This is a genomic window from Polynucleobacter sp. MWH-Aus1W21 (assembly GCF_018687275.1).
Classification (GTDB): Bacteria; Pseudomonadota; Gammaproteobacteria; order Burkholderiales; family Burkholderiaceae; genus Polynucleobacter.
Map to the genome: position 1 here is coordinate 1,404,949 of NZ_CP061287.1, position 17,131 is coordinate 1,422,079.

Consider the following 17,131-nt stretch of genomic DNA (forward strand, 5'->3'; position numbering starts at 1 on the left):
AGATGATTTTAGCTGTGTCGATACCTAAAAACCTTCCATCCCCAGCCAGCGGCTATCGCGGGCGATTTGCCCCTTCCCCTACCGGCCCATTGCATGCCGGATCCCTGGTTGCTGCCCTCGGAAGCTGGCTGGATGCCCGTAAAAATGGGGGTAAATGGCTCCTCAGAATCGAGGATTTAGACACCCCTCGCTGCATCCCCGAAGCAACCCAGCAAATACAGTCCCAATTGCTCGCCTGTGGCCTTTCTTGGGATGAGGAGATCATTTATCAATCTCAGCGCCAAGAGGCTTACCAGAGGGCTTTAGATCGCTTAAATGACTTGGAATGCCTGTATGCCTGCGCTTGCTCTAGACAGACCATTGCGAACACCCTAGCCAGCCTCGGAATAGAAACCCCCCGCAATCAAGAAATGGTCTATCCAGGCACCTGCCGCCCTGCCTATTTAATAAGCAATCTCACAGAAGACTTTAAAGATTCGGGGAAAGCTTGGCGTATTGCCCTACCCCCAAATTGCCATGTTGATTTTCAGGATTTAGCACTAGGACACCAAAGCCAAAATCTCAATCAGGAAGTGGGTGATTTTGTACTACGCAGAAGCGATGGATTATTTACCTACCAGCTAGCCGTTGTAGTTGATGATGCAGAGCAAGGTATTACTCATATCGTGCGTGGCGAAGATTTATTAAGCAATACTGCAAGACAAATTTATTTGCAAAAGGTGTTGGGATATCAGAGGCCAGAGTATTTACACCTGCCTCTAGTCCTTGATGAGTATGGAGAAAAACTCAGCAAGCAAACCTTGGCAACACAAATTAATACGCAAGATGATAAACGCTCGCTAATGGAGCTGCGTAAAGCTGCTAAACATTTGGGATTGAAGAACTTGCCAGATAGCCAGAACTCTACGATTGCAGAGTGGCTACTAGCAGCCACTCGTGCATGGAAAAACTAAAGAACTTAGTCTTTCTTTTTTTATTTCCTATTTCTTATTTCTTGCTTTTATTTATTGTTTTTATTTCTTTTTAAAGCCGCCGAGCAAAGCACCAACAACAGGCTTAGCAGGAGTAATACCCACTTTTTTCTCTTCGGGCTTTGCAGGATCTGTAGCGGAGGCTGTAGATGCAGATGGCTCGTAAGGCTTGTAGAAGAAGGGGTCAGACATTTTTGCTGGAGCACTGCCATAGCTGCTAGATGATGGGCGAGCCTGCGAAGGCGCACCTTCAGGCAAAGGCTTCACATCCAATTTACGCTTCATCAACTTTTCAATATCGTCGAGTAAACGCTTTTCGCTAGCATCAACTAAGGCAATCGCATCGCCTTTGCTGCCAGCGCGACCAGTACGACCGATACGGTGAATAAAGTCTTCTGCGTTATATGGCAGTTCGTGATTAATCACGCAAGGCATGTCCGGAATATCTAAGCCACGAGCAGCTACGTCAGTCGCTACTAATGCTTCGATTGCGCCAGACTTAAATGCATCCAGAGTTAAAGTACGCTCACCTTGACTCTTATCGCCATGAATCGCGCCCGCTTTAATACCATCACGCTCTAAGGCACGCGATAACTTTGCACAACCCAAACGACTGTTAGTAAAGATGATGCATTGACGTGATAGGCCGGCGCGAGTGCGTGCCTCAAGCACTTTCACAATTGCACGTTGCTTATCAGCAGAAGAAACCATGTGCACTACTTGCTTTACTGTATCGGCTGCGGCATTTTGACGAGCAACTTCAACGGTCACCGGAGTACGCAAATAGCTTTGTGCCAGCTTTTTAATTTCTGGTGAGAAAGTCGCTGAGAACAATAAGGTTTGTCTTTGTGCTGGAATCAAATCGATAATGCGCTGCAGGTCTGGCAAGAAACCCATGTCAAGCATACGATCGGCTTCGTCTAAAACCAAGATCTCCACTTGCGAGAGGTTGGCAACTTTAGACCCAATGTGATCAAGCAAACGACCAGGAGTGGCAATCAGGATCTCTACGCCATTGCGCAAAATGCCAACTTGCTCTTTCATATCCACGCCGCCATAGACCACTGCAGCGCGCAGATCAGTGTGCTTTGAATAGTTCGCAGCATTTTCAGCTACTTGCACGGCCAGCTCACGAGTTGGCGTGAGAACCAATGCACGAATTGGATGACGTGCTGGTGACGCGCTATTACTAGCGTGACGCAAAATCTTTTGAATAATCGGCAATACAAATGCAGCCGTCTTACCTGTACCCGTTTGCGCTGCACCCATGAGGTCGCTTCCCGCCAATACATGCGGAATCGACTGCGCTTGAATCGGGGTCGGAGTGTTGTAGCCCTGCTCCAGAACCGCTTTTTGAATTTTTGGATCTAAACCAAAATCAGCAAAAGTAATTGTTGCTGGAGGGTTGGAACTTATAGCGTTAGGGGTAGCGGCTTCGCTAACCCCTGTAGAAGAATTTATTTCAGTAGCAGTATTTGTCAAGGTAACTTACATGATGGCGGCAATGCCGGCCTTAGCGGTCTCAGCATCTTCCGCAGATTTAACGCCGGAAACGCCGACTGCGCCGATGGTAAACCCATTTACCTCGATATTGACGCCACCCTCTAACATGCCTGATACGTGAGGGGCAGATAAGAAAGCATGGCGACCGTTATTAATAATTTCTTCGTAAACACGAGTCTCGCGTTTACCCATTGCAGCAGTACGCGCTTTTTCTTGTGCGATATAAGAAGACAAAGGAGCGCAACCATCACGACGAATTAAACCCAACATATGACCACCATCATCACAAACGGCAATTGTCACTGCCCAATTGTTTGCAGCAGCGTGTTTGTTTGCTGCATCCAAAATCTTCTGAGCATCAGCTTGAGTTAAATACGGTTTAGTAGCCAACATGGTTAATCTTTCTTTGTCTCGAATATGTTTTATATGATGAAAGTGCTATCTATATAGAGCACCTGAATTATAAGGGGTGTAGCCCGACTCCGGTCTAGAAGCCTTGCTACACCCTGTCTCCACCCAACTAATTGATTATTTAGAGCTATTTGAGAAATTCTTGGGCGGCAACTACACCGCTGGCCTTGGGTTTAAAGCCCATGGAACCCAAACTCATCTCTACACCACTTAAAGCAGCCATCAAGCTCAATTCATTGCAATCGCCCAAATGGCCAATACGGAATGCCTTGCCTTTGATCTTGCCCAAACCTGTTCCCAATGAGAGGTTGAATTTCTCAAGCGCATGTTTACGCAATACATCCGCATCCATACCCTCAGGTGTCGCAATACAAGTGAGTACTGGTGAATAGCAATCTTTGTCTTGACACTGAATTTCTAAGCCCCAAGCGTTTACTGCTTCACGACAAGCTGCCGCCAAACGTTGATGACGTGCAAAGATCGTATCCAATCCTTCGGCCATCATCATGTCCATTGCTTCATGCAAACCGTACATCAAATTGGTGCTCGGAGTTGTCGGCCAGTAACCTGTTTTATTGGATTCAAGAATTTCATCCCAAGCCCAATACGATTTATGTATTTTATTATTTTTACTAGCTTCGATTGCACGTGGAGACAAGGCGTTAAAGCCAATACCTGGTGGCAACATCAAACCTTTTTGGGAGCCAGAAATCGTAACGTCAGCGCCCCACTTGTCATGCTCATAATCCGCTGAACCTAAGCCAGATACGCTGTCAACGAGCAATAAGGCCGGATGCTTTAAGGAGTCAATAGCTTTACGTACAGCAGCAATGTTGGATGTCACGCCAGTAGAAGTTTCGTTATGAACAACACAAACGGCTTTGATCTCATGACCAGTATCTTTGCGTAAACGCTCTTCAATCACAGATGCATCAACACCCCAGCGCCACGAATCTTGGCCAGGCTTACCAACAACCTCTACATCCAAACCAAGACGCTTACCAAGTGCGCGCCACAAGTTCGCAAATTGACCAGTTTCATAGAACAACACTTTGTCACCGGGATTGAGAACGTTGACTAACGCACCTTCCCAAGCACCAGTTCCGGATGCGGAATAAATGATGACGGGTTGCTCCGTTTTGAAAATCTTTTTAATACCATCCAAAACCTTGAGGCCAAACGCACCAAACTCAGGACCACGATGATCAATCGTTTGATAGCTAATGGCGCGCAATACGCGTGGCGGAACAGGACTTGGGCCAGGAATATGCAAGAAATGGCGTCCTGATGCGTGGTTATCAAGTTTCAACATGTTTTGTCTCACTTTTAAAGTGTTTATAGGTGGTAATTTCTGGCATTAGTGTATGACAAATTTGGCTAATTTTCCATTTTGTATACAAATTATTTAAAATAAATTACTTAAATAAACCTAAAAATAGCCATTTAAAGCCTCTATTTATAGTTTATGATGGCTTATAGTTTATTTTGTATACAAATATAGAGTCTAGAGGATTCCAGCATGGCAGCCATAGAACAGCCTAACTCTCCGAATTTGCATGAGGCTACCTTCCAGAAGTTGAGATCACTCTTGGTGGAAGGAAAAATCGCGCCTGGCTGCAAACTCAATGAGCGAGAACTGGCTGAGAGCCTCAATGTTTCTCGCACCCCCATTCGTGAAGCGATTCGTCGCTTAGCTGCAGATGGCTTGGTTGAACTCATCACCAATCGTGGTGCGATCGCAGTACAACTGACTCTTGAAGATGTAATTCACACTTTTGATGTGATTGCTGATCTTGAGGGATTTTCTGGGGAGCTAGCCGCCAATAATATTAGCGACGCTACCCTCTCAGAGTTGGAAGCCCTCCAATATGAAATGATGGCTTCGTACGCTCGCCGTGATCTATCGAGTTACTACAAACTCAATCTACGTATTCATCATCTGATTAATCAAGCGGCAAATAATCCGGTGCTGTCTAGACTCTTCACACAAGTCAATGCACGCATTGAAGCCTTACGCTTTCGCTCCAATCAAGATGGCGTGAAATGGGAAAAGGCTGTTGAGGAACATCAAGAAATGCTTGATGCCCTCAAGGCTAGAGATCCAGTGCGTATGCGCAAGATCATGATGCAGCACGTCAAGAACAAACGAGATGTAGTTGTGCAACTTCTTAAATCAGAAGCTGCACAAATGAATAATGTGGAGACAGTGAAGTCATGAACAAGCCCTTAAACCTCAAAGAACTCATGGTAGATCAAGCTGAGCTAGCTAAACGCTTGCGCCAAGAGACCTCTGGCGATGTTATGACCGATAACGCAAGTCGCGGACGTTATGCAACTGATGCCTCAATTTATCAAGCGATGCCAGTTGCAGTCTTTGTACCAAAGACTGCACAAGATATTGCCAGCGCCATTCAGATAGCTGCTGAACTAGGTGTCCCTGTACTACCTCGTGGTGGTGGCACCAGCCAGTGCGGCCAAACTACTGGTGCAGCACTGGTTATTGATAACACCAAATATTTCAGAAACGTTTTAGATCTCAATCTGAATAAGGGTTATGTAGAAGTTGAGCCGGGCATCGTACTTGATCACCTCAATGGCTCACTGAAGCAACATGGCCTTTGGTATCCGGTCGACGTATCGACTGCTGGACAAGCAACGATTGGTGGTATGGCAGGCAACAACTCCTGCGGCAGTCGCTCGATTGCTTACGGCAATATGGTCCACAACGTTTTAGGGATTGATGCGTGGTTAGCTAATGGCCAAGTGGCACAGTTTGGCAATTACGCTAACAGTTCAGGTGTTGCTAAAGAGTTGGGCGACTTTGTTAAAGGCTTAGCCCATACCCTCACACCCGAGATCGAGGCGCATTTTCCAAAGGTATTAAGACGGGTTGCAGGATATAACCTCGATATCTTCAATCCCCAAAGTGAATTACCGTATACCCAAGATGGCAGCGTCAACCTGGCTCACTTGTTGGTGGGTAGCGAAGGCACTCTGGCATATTTCAAGTCACTCAAGCTGAAGTTAGCGCCATTGCCTCAACATAAAGTACTCGGCATTGTGAATTTTGCAAGCTTCTATAAAGCAATGGATAGTGCTCAGCATATTGTGAAACTCGGCCCTACTGCTGTAGAGCTAGTGGATCGCACGATGATTGATTTGGCACGCAGCAACCCAAGTTTCAAGAAAACTATCGAAACTGCTTTAATCGATCACACCGCACAAACACCTGAAGCGATTTTATTGGTGGAGTTTTCGGGTGAAGCGCATGCGCCACTATTAGATAAGCTCAAAGCCCTGCAAGAACTCATGAGTGATCTGGGCTTGCCAGGTTCTGTAGTGACTATGCCTGATGCATCTCTACAAAAGAATCTGTGGGAAGTGCGCAAAGCAGGCCTGAACATTATGATGAGCCTCAAAGGTGATGGCAAACCAGTGAGCTTTATTGAAGACTGCGCCGTACCTCTCGAGAGTTTGGCGGATTACACTCAAGCACTCACTGAAGTATTTTCTAAATATGGCTCACGTGGCACTTGGTATGCCCACGCATCCGTAGGTACATTGCACGTACGCCCAATTCTGGATATGCGCAGAGATGGCGCCCAGAAAATGCGTGCTGTTGCCGAAGAAGCCTCTGCGTTAGTACGCAAATACAAAGGCGCCTATAGCGGCGAACATGGTGATGGCCTTTGCCGTGGCGAATGGATTTCTTGGCAGTTTGGCCCGAAGATCACTGAAGCCCTCGCAGAAATCAAACATGCATTTGATCCAAAGGGATTATTTAATCCAGGCAAGATTGTTAATCCGCCTAAGATGGATGACTCCATCAACTTTAGATTTCCACCAAACTATAAAGTCATTCCATTACAACCAGCCCTCGACTGGTCAGCATGGAATGTGCAAAATGATCCTGTCACAGAAGAAACAACTGCACCTGGTACTGGCGGTGATCCAGCAATGGGATTGGCTAAGGCTGTAGAGATGTGCAATAACAATGGACACTGCCGTAAGTTTGATGCGGAAGTCATGTGCCCTAGTTATCGCGTTACCAGAGACGAGAAGCACCTCACTCGCGGTAGAGCAAATACGCTACGTCTTGCACTCTCCAACCAACTCGACATTAAAGATAAATCCTCACCCCTAGGTAGCGATGCTATTAAAGAAGTGATGGAGCTTTGCGTAAGCTGTAAGGCTTGCCGCCGTGAATGCCCTACTGGCGTAGACATGGCTAAGATGAAGATTGAGTTTCTCTCCGCTTACAAGAGACGTGTAGGTCACTCACTCAGAGATCTAGCGGTGGCCTATCTACCTAAATACGCCAGCACGATTAGCAATATTCCATTTTTGCCAAGTCTTCTCAATCTACGCAATCACATTGCACCAATAGCTAAGCTTCAAGAATGGATCATGGGTATCTCAGCACAAAGAAGTTTGCCAATTTGGAAGAGCAAAACCTTCTGGAATCAGAAAGCAAAAGATTCTTATCAATACACTCCAGAACAATTAGCAAACAATACCGACGGTAAGGGTGTTGTGCTTTTAGCCGATACATTTAACGCTTACTTTGAAGATGAAAATCTCCAGGCAGCATTAAAAGTACTCAAGGCTGCGGGCTATCGAGTGCATATCCCCAACAAGAATCAAAGCAAGAGTCAAAGTAAGAGCCAGCAAATTGAGAATCAAAATCAAACCAATACTTGTTCTAAAGAGTTTTGTTGTGGCAGAACCTATTTAGCGGCAGGGATGGTTGATAAGGCCAAGAGCACTTTAGGTGAGTTGGTTGATCATCTTGCACCCTATGCTGACAAACACATTCCAATTATTGGTTTAGAACCATCCTGCCTCTTCACCTTAAAAGATGAGGCGCTTGTAATGGGCTTTGGCGAACGCGCTGTCAGCGTTTCGAAGCAAGCGCAATTGCTAGAAGAATTTTTGGCAATCGAAGTGATAGCAGGCAACCTCAAGTTAAATCTGAAAGCAGCTAATAAATCCGTACTGTTTCATGGTCACTGTCATCAAAAGTCATTTGCTGCAGTAACTCCCGCAATGGAATTGCTTAAACTTATTCCTAACGCAGAACCTAAGCTCATTGAATCATCTTGCTGCGGTATGGCAGGTAGCTTTGGTTATGAAGCTGAACACATTGAAGTATCTAAGCAAATGGCGGAAGCTAGCCTATTGCCTAGTATTCGCAAGTCGCCAGATAGTTGGGTGGTGGCTGATGGCACGAGCTGTCGTCATCAGATTGCGGATGGCACTCAAAGAGAGGCTGTGCATATCGCTAGAATTTTGGCGGCACACCTATAGCAAATTAACGTATAACGCCGTAACCCACCATTAACAAGGTTCCAGTCAATAAGGCTGGAACCAATCGTTTTGTGGGTTTAGAAATCATCACACCAATCGCCAAAGTGCAGATCAGGATGCGAATCCATAAAGGAACTGTTGCCATTAGACCAAGCGGCATCACAATCAAACGCACTGTGAGTGCAGCAACCATCGCATAAGTCACCGCAGCAAGCCAGCGAAAGATCTCGCTATCTTGATTAATGCTCTGCGACAAAAAAACACCGATTGCGCGACAGAAGTAAGTGCCAAAACAGGCGCCAACCAATGCAATCCATAGTCCCCATCCTGTCAGAGCATCACTCATATGACTTAATGTCTCCATCGCTCCACTCATCCAAGCACTCCCGCTTTTTTGCGCAAGAACTTGCGATCGATAAAGTAAGCCATAGTGCCCGCAACCAAACCAGCCGTTAACAAACTGGTATCGCGATCAATAATGAAAAAGATAGGGCCAAAGATGCAGCCCAATAAAAGTGCAATACGATTAATCCAGGGCTTTACTTCGGTAAAGGTGAGCAAGAAGAACAATGGATTAATAAATACCAAACCCAAAGTAACTGGCTTTGGCACCATACCTGCTAAGTAGTAACCCAAAATTGTTCCAGGCACGGAGATCAGCCAACATAACAAACCTAAGCCTACAAAATAACTAAGGCGATGCTTAATCTCAATCGCATGAAACTCTCTCATCGAGATAGCCCATGCTGTCATGGCCAGCAAATGGACAGAGGCATAGAGACTGCGATTGCGATCTTTTTGATGAAACTGCGGAAAGAGTGTCACTGTCATGGTGATAAAGCGTGTTGAGGTCAGCGTAACCGCTAATGCAATCGCCAGTACTGATGATCCGGTAATGGCCATCTCAAGCAAAACAACTTGGCCCGGCAATGCGAACATAAAAAACGAAGTAAAGGTGGTAAACCAAACATCAAATCCATTGGTTTTACCCATCGCCCCAAATCCCACCATACCAGCAAAGAGCACCATTGCAGGCGCACCAGCTGCATCACGCATGCCAGACCAAAAAGCGTGACTTGGATTTTTAAAGCGTTGTACAGCAGCCTCTTCTAGCGCAATTTCGCTAGGATCAATATAGGGCTGGTCGTTCGATGACATAGGGCAATTGTAAAGCTTGTGGGTAATTATGTTGACTTGGTTTTTTGTCCTAAGGCCCACTCAATGTGTTCAGTCACCAAAGGATCAGCAGCGGGAAGCGCTGCGTTTAAAGCCTCAACAATTGCTTCGTTCTCAACATCATTTGCCAAGGCATTACCCATTGCGACGGCCAGGTTACGGCGCCAACGACTAAATCCAATTCTGCGAATAGCGCTACCTTCATGGCGTTGTTCAAACTCTTGCTCAGTCCACGACCATAACTGTAAGAGGGTTGCCTGCCCTAATCCATGGCGTCTTGCAAAATCTGGTAACTCCGTGCGTTTGGCAAATTTATTCCAAGGGCAAATGAGTTGGCAGTCATCACAGCCATATACACGATTACCCATAGCCTGTCGAAACTCTATAGGAATGGAGTCAGGATTTTCAATGGTTAAGTAAGAGATGCATCTTCTTGCATCAAGTTGGTATGGAGCGGTGATAGCTTGGGTAGGACATATATCGATACAGGATGTACAGGTACCGCAATGCTCTTCAATCTCTTGATCTATTGGCAGCGGCACATCTACTAAGATCTCGCCCAAGAAAAATGTAGAACCAGATTCGCGATTGAGCAAGAGTGTATGTTTGCCGCGCCAACCTAAGCCTGCTTTACGCGCAAGCTCGACTTCCATCAAGGGCGCTGAATCCGTAAACACGCGGTAACCAAGTGTTCCGATGCGCTCTTCAATCAATTTAGCAAATTCTTGTAAGCGGTTACGCAGCACCTTGTGATAATCACGCCCTCTGGCATACATCGATACCACCGCTTGAGCAGGGTCCCCTAGTCGTTGCCACTCACTATCAAAATCAGTCTCGGGCGGCAGATAGTTCATCGACACACAAATAACACGTACGGTGCCAGGGACCAAAAGCTCCGGATTAGCGCGCATCTCGGCATGGCGTTGCATGTATTCCATTTGACCGTGACGACCTTCAGCCAACCACTCCTTCAAGCGCTCAGTCGCAGGGCCTAAATGGGTATCGGTAATCCGCAGACCATCAAACCCCAGTGCCATAGCCTGGGCATTGAGCCAATTGCGCAGATTGGACTCGTCTAAGGATTGAGGGCTGGTAGATAAAGGCATATGGAATACAGAATGTAGCGCAATAATTGAATAAACTAGGGGAATGGCTCAAACACAGGCAACGACAACAAAGGCGACCCAGCTTACCGCAATAGAACTCTATTGTAGGCAGGAAGCCGATACCGCTTCTCTTGCTAAGCAGCTTGCCACCAGTTTTGAGCACTTTCTAAGTAAGCAGTCTGGCTCGCATCTCAATATCTCTCTAGAAGGAGATTTGGGGGCTGGAAAAACGACCTTTGCCAGATACCTCATTCAGTCTATGGGTCATGATGGCAAAGTTAAGAGTCCCACCTATACCCTATGCGAACCCTACCCACTGCAATTAAAAGGACAGGCGATTACTGTTCACCACTTTGATTTGTATCGCATGCGCGATCCCTTAGAATGGCAAGAGGCAGGATTTGCAGAACATTTTGATGTGCCAGGCATTTGCTTAATTGAATGGCCAGAAAAATCAGAAGGAAGCTTGCCAGGCTTTGACATTCAGATTCAGCTTGCTGCCGGTGCAGATGAAAATGAACGCTCTATTAAGATAAATGCCTTGAGTCAATCTGGCTTAGTAGCATTAAAAGAGATTCAATAGAAGTAATACATGAGCACCAATAAGATCAAGCCAAAGATCAATCTCTTGAAAAGACAAACGCTCAAGACTTCAGCGAAGTTTTTGAGTTTTGCTGTATTACTCACTGAGGTTGATATTTCCTGGGGTGCCAAGATATTGGGCGTACGTGTCTGGCCCTCTGAGGACTATACCCGCGTTACCCTGGAATCCGATACTCCACTGCCTATTACTCAACAGATTCTGACCAATCCAGATCGCTTGGTAGTTGATGTGCAGGGATTGGAACTCAATCCTACACTTAAAGATTTAGTAGCTAAAGTAAAACCCAACGATCCTTATATCTCGCAAGTTCGAGTGGGGCAATTTCAGCCAGGGATAGTACGTTTGGTGTTTGACTTAAAAGAGCCAATCAAACCACAACTCTTTACACTTGATCCAGTAGCCGAGTACAACTACCGTATGGTGTTTGATTTGTACCCCACCACTCCCCCAGATCCTTTAATGGCCCTAGTAAGAGGCAGCGCTAAAAAAGAAACTGCCCTTGAGAAATCTAATGAAGAAATTGACCTGATTGCGCAGTTTGCTACCAAGAAGGAAAAAGAGCTTGCTAAAGTACCGGCAGCGCCAGTCGCTCAAGCCATACCCGAAACCAAAGAATTGCCAGCGCCCGCCAAATACAAGCGATTGATCACGATTGCGATTGATCCTGGCCATGGCGGTGAAGATCCCGGCGCAATTGGTGCGGCGGGATCCAAGGAAAAGAATGTTGTTCTGGCAATTGCAAAGCGACTCAAAGATAAGATTGAAGGCGAAGCCTATATGCGTCCTTTTTTGACTAGAGATGGTGACTACTTTGTGCCACTGCATGTCAGAGTCCAAAAAGCGAGGCGAGTTGAAGCGGATTTATTTGTATCCATTCATGCGGATGCCTTTATTGAAAGAAACGCCAGAGGTGCCTCAGTATTTGCACTCTCGCAAATGGGCGCTAGCAGTACAACCGCACGCTGGATGGCCAATAAAGAAAATGCTTCTGATTTAATTGGCGGTATCAATATCAAGACACAAGATAGGCAAGTTGCCAACCTGCTCCTAGATATGTCGACTACCGCTCAGATCAAAGACTCTCTGCAGGTGGGTAATTCCATCTTGAAGCAAATTGGTGGATTTGCAACCCTTCATAAACCAAAGGTAGAACAAGCTAGTTTTGCGGTTTTGAAGGCACCTGACATTCCCTCGATCCTCGTAGAAACTGCTTTTATTAGCAATCCACAGGAAGAGGCTCGATTAAACGATGACAGCTATCAGGATCGCATTGCAGGGGCAATTTTGAGGGGAATTAAGGAGTATTTTTCCAAAAATCCGCCGGTCGCTAGACGGGTAAATTCATAAGCCACTTGTAACTACAAGGGCTGACGGGCAGACCCCACAGACCTGGGGATGACCCACAAACTTCTTGCTATAATTTATGGCTTAACTGGGTCGGTAGCTCAGTCGGTAGAGCAGCGGACTTTTAATCCGTTGGTCGCGAGTTCGAATCTCGCCCGACCCACCAGTTATACAAAAGCCTCTAGAGAAATCTAGGGGCTTTTTCTTTTTGGATTGTTAAATGTTGGAACTGTTGGTGACAATGTGCGATCTATGAAGTTGTTATGGATCAGGATGGGAGGCGCTGGTTGACAATCTTGGACTATTGGCAACTCAAGAGACTTGCAAGTGTCGCGTTTCGCGACACTTAATCATGTCATTTCTTAGGAAAACTGACTCATATACTCATGGCTCAGAATGAAGTCAACACAACCGTATAACAAGCTCTAAAATCTACCCCATCTTCATATCGAAATCAAAGATCAATTATGTTGACAGACTTATTCAAAAGGTGGTCAGGGGCTTTAGTAACAACCCGCAAAGAACTATATATAGGCACTCTAGGCGCAGGATTGGGTCTGCTTAGTACTGAAGCCATTTGCCGATGGACATTGGGAATAACTCAGCCTTGGTTTGTCATACCCATGGGGGCATCAGCAGTATTGCTATTTGCCGTACCGGCAAGCCCTCTTGCTCAGCCCTGGTCAATCATAGGTGGCAACACAGTATCAGCCCTATCAGGAGTAATTTGCTATTGGATATTTGGTGATACCGGTTTTGCAATTTCACTTGCTGGCGCTCTAGCAGTAGGCTCCATGTTCTTCTTTAGATGCGTCCATCCCCCAGGCGGAGCAATTGCTTTGACCGCAGTTCTTGGGGGTAGCTCAATTCACGCGCTCGGATTTCAATTTGTTTTATCGCCCGTGCTACTAAATAGCGCCATTCTGTTAGCTCTAGCAGTCATATTTAATAAAATTGCTGGAAGGAAATATCCACACTATCCTAAGCCAGCGCCCAATATGCACAGCACAAATGACCTATTACCAAGTCAACGAGCGGGCATACAACGTCAAGACCTCGATGCCGCCCTAGCTTCATATGGAGAAGTCTTAGATATCAACCCCGGCGATCTTCAAGAAATCATGATACGAGCTCAAATGCAAGCTCAACGTCGCCATTGGGGTCATTTGCTATGTAAAGATATTATGTCTCGAGATCTCATCACGATTAATCCAGATGCTTCTGTCGCTGACGCGTGGCATCTGCTAGCAAAGCATAGGATCAAAAGCGTTCCAGTTGTAACAAAAGATAATTTGCTTGTTGGCATTGTTTCCGTTCCGGACTTTTTTATCGACCGACATAATCCCGCCATGCAAACCATTCCCAGAATGATTAACTCCAAATACGTGCATGAAATTATGTCCACTAATGTCCGGACTGCAAAGCCAGATCAACCCTTATCAGAGCTAGCCAAGACTTTCACAGATCTAGGTATGCATTATTTGCCAGTGACAGATGAATCAGAAAAGCTAATAGGAATGCTCACCCAATCCGATCTTTTGGGCGCTCTTTTTTCAAAGGACGTTAGCTAAGCACCAATCCATAAAAGTCAAATATCTCGAAATGAGGCACTTGTAGCTTAACTTCAGATTGCAGATTGGGTGACCGCAAATTCGCAAAGATATGGCTCTAGCAGCATCGGGAAATAGAGTGAAAGAAATATCCGGAATTTCAGCGCCTGTTTTTAATTCAGAAGGCCTATTGGGTGTAATAACGCTAACAATGCCAACTTATCGATTTGATAGCAAACAATCAACCTTGGTTAAAGCTAGCGCAGAAAAATGGACAAAACTACTCGGTGGTAAATTTACTTAAATCGAGGTTGTCGGTTTTCCCGACAGCTAAGTGTCGCGTTTCCGGACACTCCAACACGACAATGTGGAAACCAATCGACCTCCACCTCGACCCAATCCGACCCAAAGGACCACCCGCTTACATCACGACACTTTCTTCGCAGGTTTAGGCCAATGTCTTAACTACTGTTTAAATACAATTACAAATCTTTTAATCCGTTGGTCGCGAGTTCGAATCTCGCCCGACCAACCATATAGAATAAGGCTTTGCGGGCGATGCCCCACAAACCAAAGACACACGTTAATTATCAATCCGTTGGTCTTTGCTACAAACCCATATAGATACTGGGTTTCCTGCTAGCAATTGAATCGCACACTTTGTATTTTTTAATTGCGAAAAAGTTCGACTCTGTAGGTAACGCTCTAACGGTTACTTAAGTAACGCTCCTAAGTTGGATCTAGCCTCTTATTTTCTAGTTTTATTAGCTAGTGCTATTTTCTCAATGCACCTGTGACAACGTAGCGTTTTAGTGATTCTGCCTCTACTGCGAGAGGTAATCATTTTCAAGCGATCAATCGGGATTAATGCTCGACAGCTTGGGCAAATTTTTGATGTTTGATTAACTGAATCCATTTAATAATTTTTAAATAATCATCCAAAAGACACTTTAAGTTCTAGCTTTTTTACATCATCAAAATTATTAGATCAAGATTGCTCTTTAAAAATATGGGGTATTTGGTCAACTAATACTTTTTTGGAAATTGACACTGACTCGTTAAGGTCAGATTCAACAATCACCCTAGCATTGGCGCAATTATCTCGATGTTGGCACTTAGATAAAGTTCCGTTATTTTTTTGATTATGGTATGTGGTACAGGAATCACGCATCCAACTACCGTCTAGCGGACAAGTGTCTTTCGACTCCATATCATTTCCTCCAATCATATATGCGCTGATATGTAAATTTACAATATTTACGAAAACCAAATTTGATCTAGATTAAATTTGTTGCGCTGCTTTTAAGCTTATTAAGCCTCTAACTCTGCTGGATATGGGTGCTTCGTAATTTTCCCATAGAGGTATGCAGTAATAACCAATACTACTGAGTCTGCAAAGATAGGATACAAAGCAAAGTAATAACTATTGATTTTTCCTGTTGATACAAACAATGCCAGCATTAAAGCTGTTGGTTGGAAGCACTTCAATGCATACATTGCAGCTGCTGAAGCAGAAACACTTAAAACCATTGCAATATTTGACTCGGGAAAAATATAAATGCTCGCAGAAGCCAGTAATGCAGAGACAACATTTCCTTCAATAATTGTTTTTGGGTGAAACATTGGACTAGCTGGCATCAATAAGATCATTAAAGCTGTTACCAAAAAAACAGCATTAATTTCCATTGATTTATCTGCTGGCCCAACAAATTCATTAAAAAGTACAACGGCCATAATTAAGACATCTAGCCCAAAACAGATTCTTAAGATATCTAGCCAACTAAAGCCATATGGATCTGGTGGGATGCATTTTTTTATATACGCACGCACCCTTTCCCATTCTATTTTCTTCATACCTGAAATGTATCAGATACCCCAAAGGAAAGACAAATGCTAATACTTGAGAGTAGTAACAAATTCAGTAGGGATCATTCGCGGTTTAGCAGGAGTTGCTCGATCAGGCGTTCCAATATTAATAAAGCATAAGGGATCCTCATGATCTTTTAAGCCAAACAGATCTCTAACAGGCTTCATATACATAGATTTACCGCTAGTAGGGCTGGCACCAAACCCCATAGCATTTGCCATCAGAAAAATATTCTGAATAGCACAACCCGCTGAAATAATGCGCTCACTAGGAGGAACTTCCGACTCTGTTCCCCTGGCATTGACAATTGCCAACATCACCAACGGCGCTCTATGCGCCTTAACCATAGCATCTTGAATCTGCTGATCGGTGGCATCCGGATCGCGCTCAACAAGTGATTTTGCAAATGCATCAGCCAGCAGCCCCCTGCATTCCAATGGGCAAATTACAAACCTCCAAGGTCTAGTTAGATTGTGATCTGGAGCTGTAGCAGCCATAGAAAACATTAAATCCAACTGCTCTTGTGAAGGCCCTGGCTGGAATAAACGTTTAGGTAAGTATGACTGACGCGAAGAAATTAGCGCTGCGGCCATTTCTGTCATTGAATTATTTGGCATGCTTGATCTCTCCATCAAATTGATCGTCTAAATAGGGGCCTGTTCCACAGTTATCTGCAGAATGTGCCGGAATAAATTTGCCAGCAGTTACATCAAAAACTTGAACTTCGCCATCTTCGATAACGTAATACCAACCATGTAAAGTTAACTCTTTCTTTTCCACTTGTGCGCGAACCATGGGGTAGTCCATAAGCCGCTCAAGTTGCAAAACAATAGAGCGTTGCTCCACCCTCCTTAATGCCTCTGGAGTTTGCCTAACCGGCAAAAGCGCTTCCTTAATTAAGTCTAGCCATACGGTTAAGTTAATCGCCTCTTTAGGCACGCCTTCATAAGCAGACCTTACCGCCCCACAATGACTATGCCCACAAACCACAATTCTGCTAACTTTCAATTGCATTACAGCAAATTCAATTCCTGCAGCCGTACCATGAATGCCATAAGAACCATCATATGGAGGAACAATGGCCCCAACATTGCGAAGAATGAATAAATCCCCAGGGCCAGTTCCAGTTAACAGGTAAGGAACAATTCTTGAATCAGAGCAACCTAAAAATAAAGTTTTCGGCGATTGCCCTTGTTCTATAAGAGATTCAAACTCTTGACGATGCGCAGGAAAGTATTCTGTACGAAACTTTCTTAGTCGCTCTAATAGCTCATCTGGCATCGTCAATCCAA

16 protein-coding genes and 1 tRNA gene are annotated in these 17,131 nt (G+C 45.0%); 8 read left to right on the plus strand and 9 right to left on the minus strand.

Annotation, left to right across the window (positions count from 1 at the left end):
* The first annotated feature begins 14 nt into the window (after positions 1-14).
* Positions 15-953 carry a tRNA glutamyl-Q(34) synthetase GluQRS gene (gene gluQRS / locus ICW03_RS07175; protein WP_371819863.1) on the plus strand — a complete coding sequence of 313 codons (939 nt, stop codon included), beginning with the start codon at positions 15-17 and terminating at the stop codon, positions 951-953.
* A gap of 60 nt (positions 954-1,013) precedes the next feature.
* Here the strand turns inward: gluQRS and ICW03_RS07180 are convergent, their stop codons facing one another.
* The 3 genes from ICW03_RS07180 to ICW03_RS07190 all read right to left on the minus strand — a co-directional run bounded on the left by ICW03_RS07180 (position 1,014) and on the right by ICW03_RS07190 (position 4,197).
* Positions 1,014-2,453 carry a DEAD/DEAH box helicase gene (locus ICW03_RS07180; RefSeq protein ID WP_215346874.1) on the minus strand — a complete coding sequence of 480 codons (1,440 nt, stop codon included), beginning with the start codon at positions 2,451-2,453 and terminating at the stop codon, positions 1,014-1,016.
* A 6-nt stretch (positions 2,454-2,459) separates the two neighbouring features.
* On the minus strand, positions 2,460-2,864 hold the full coding sequence (locus tag ICW03_RS07185) for a heme-binding protein (protein WP_215350248.1): 405 nt from the start codon (positions 2,862-2,864) through the stop codon (positions 2,460-2,462).
* A 148-nt stretch (positions 2,865-3,012) separates the two neighbouring features.
* Positions 3,013-4,197, minus strand: coding sequence for an alanine--glyoxylate aminotransferase family protein (locus tag ICW03_RS07190; protein WP_215346876.1), 1,185 nt, complete (start codon positions 4,195-4,197; stop codon positions 3,013-3,015).
* A 207-nt stretch (positions 4,198-4,404) separates the two neighbouring features.
* On the opposite strand from ICW03_RS07190, the gene ICW03_RS07195 reads away from it, so the two are divergent.
* Together ICW03_RS07195 and ICW03_RS07200 are read left to right on the plus strand one after the other, a co-directional pair.
* The gene (locus ICW03_RS07195; RefSeq protein ID WP_215346878.1) at positions 4,405-5,103 is read left to right on the plus strand and encodes a GntR family transcriptional regulator; all 699 of its coding nucleotides are present in this window, start codon (positions 4,405-4,407) and stop codon (positions 5,101-5,103) included.
* Positions 5,100-8,192, plus strand: coding sequence for an FAD-binding and (Fe-S)-binding domain-containing protein (locus tag ICW03_RS07200; RefSeq protein WP_215346880.1), 3,093 nt, complete (start codon positions 5,100-5,102; stop codon positions 8,190-8,192). The genes ICW03_RS07195 and ICW03_RS07200 overlap by 4 nt, the downstream gene beginning before the upstream one ends.
* Before the next feature lie 4 nt (positions 8,193-8,196).
* Here the strand turns inward: ICW03_RS07200 and ICW03_RS07205 are convergent, their stop codons facing one another.
* From ICW03_RS07205 to queG, 3 genes are read right to left on the minus strand one after another with little or no spacing between them, the layout of a single operon-like run.
* Entirely contained in the window at positions 8,197-8,568 is a 372-nt protein-coding gene (locus tag ICW03_RS07205; RefSeq protein ID WP_251374370.1) for an AzlD domain-containing protein, read from the minus strand.
* A complete protein-coding gene (locus tag ICW03_RS07210; RefSeq protein WP_215346882.1) occupies positions 8,565-9,350 on the minus strand; it encodes an AzlC family ABC transporter permease in 786 nt (261 codons plus the stop codon). The genes ICW03_RS07205 and ICW03_RS07210 overlap by 4 nt, the downstream gene beginning before the upstream one ends.
* Before the next feature lie 26 nt (positions 9,351-9,376).
* The gene (gene queG / locus ICW03_RS07215; RefSeq protein WP_215346883.1) at positions 9,377-10,474 is read right to left on the minus strand and encodes a tRNA epoxyqueuosine(34) reductase QueG; all 1,098 of its coding nucleotides are present in this window, start codon (positions 10,472-10,474) and stop codon (positions 9,377-9,379) included.
* 43 nt (positions 10,475-10,517) lie between these two features.
* On the opposite strand from queG, the gene tsaE reads away from it, so the two are divergent.
* The 5 genes from tsaE to ICW03_RS07240 all read left to right on the plus strand — a co-directional run bounded on the left by tsaE (position 10,518) and on the right by ICW03_RS07240 (position 14,276).
* Positions 10,518-11,057 carry a tRNA (adenosine(37)-N6)-threonylcarbamoyltransferase complex ATPase subunit type 1 TsaE gene (gene tsaE, locus ICW03_RS07220; protein ID WP_215346885.1) on the plus strand — a complete coding sequence of 180 codons (540 nt, stop codon included), beginning with the start codon at positions 10,518-10,520 and terminating at the stop codon, positions 11,055-11,057.
* Positions 11,058-11,066: 9 nt separating this feature from the next.
* Positions 11,067-12,425, plus strand: a complete 1,359-nt coding sequence (locus ICW03_RS07225; RefSeq protein ID WP_251374371.1) for an N-acetylmuramoyl-L-alanine amidase — start codon at positions 11,067-11,069, stop codon at positions 12,423-12,425.
* Positions 12,426-12,512: 87 nt separating this feature from the next.
* A tRNA-Lys gene (locus ICW03_RS07230) sits at positions 12,513-12,588 on the plus strand.
* Between the two features lie 301 nt (positions 12,589-12,889).
* Positions 12,890-13,993 (plus strand): HPP family protein, encoded by a 1,104-nt coding sequence (locus ICW03_RS07235; RefSeq protein WP_215346887.1) that lies wholly within the window; start codon positions 12,890-12,892, stop codon positions 13,991-13,993.
* Positions 13,994-14,084: 91 nt separating this feature from the next.
* The gene (locus ICW03_RS07240) at positions 14,085-14,276 is read left to right on the plus strand and encodes a hypothetical protein (protein WP_215346889.1); all 192 of its coding nucleotides are present in this window, start codon (positions 14,085-14,087) and stop codon (positions 14,274-14,276) included.
* A 1,007-nt stretch (positions 14,277-15,283) separates the two neighbouring features.
* Here ICW03_RS07240 and ICW03_RS07245 read toward each other — a convergent pair.
* Genes ICW03_RS07245 through ICW03_RS07255 form a run of 3 tightly spaced genes read right to left on the minus strand, consistent with a single transcriptional unit; the run spans position 15,284 to position 17,120 of the window.
* Positions 15,284-15,826, minus strand: a complete 543-nt coding sequence (locus ICW03_RS07245; RefSeq protein ID WP_215346892.1) for an HPP family protein — start codon at positions 15,824-15,826, stop codon at positions 15,284-15,286.
* Between the two features lie 39 nt (positions 15,827-15,865).
* Positions 15,866-16,456, minus strand: a complete 591-nt coding sequence (locus tag ICW03_RS07250; protein WP_251374372.1) for a nitroreductase — start codon at positions 16,454-16,456, stop codon at positions 15,866-15,868.
* Positions 16,446-17,120, minus strand: coding sequence for a carbonic anhydrase (locus tag ICW03_RS07255; protein ID WP_215346894.1), 675 nt, complete (start codon positions 17,118-17,120; stop codon positions 16,446-16,448). Before ICW03_RS07255 ends, ICW03_RS07250 begins: the two co-directional genes overlap by 11 nt.
* Positions 17,121-17,131: the final 11 nt, after the last annotated feature.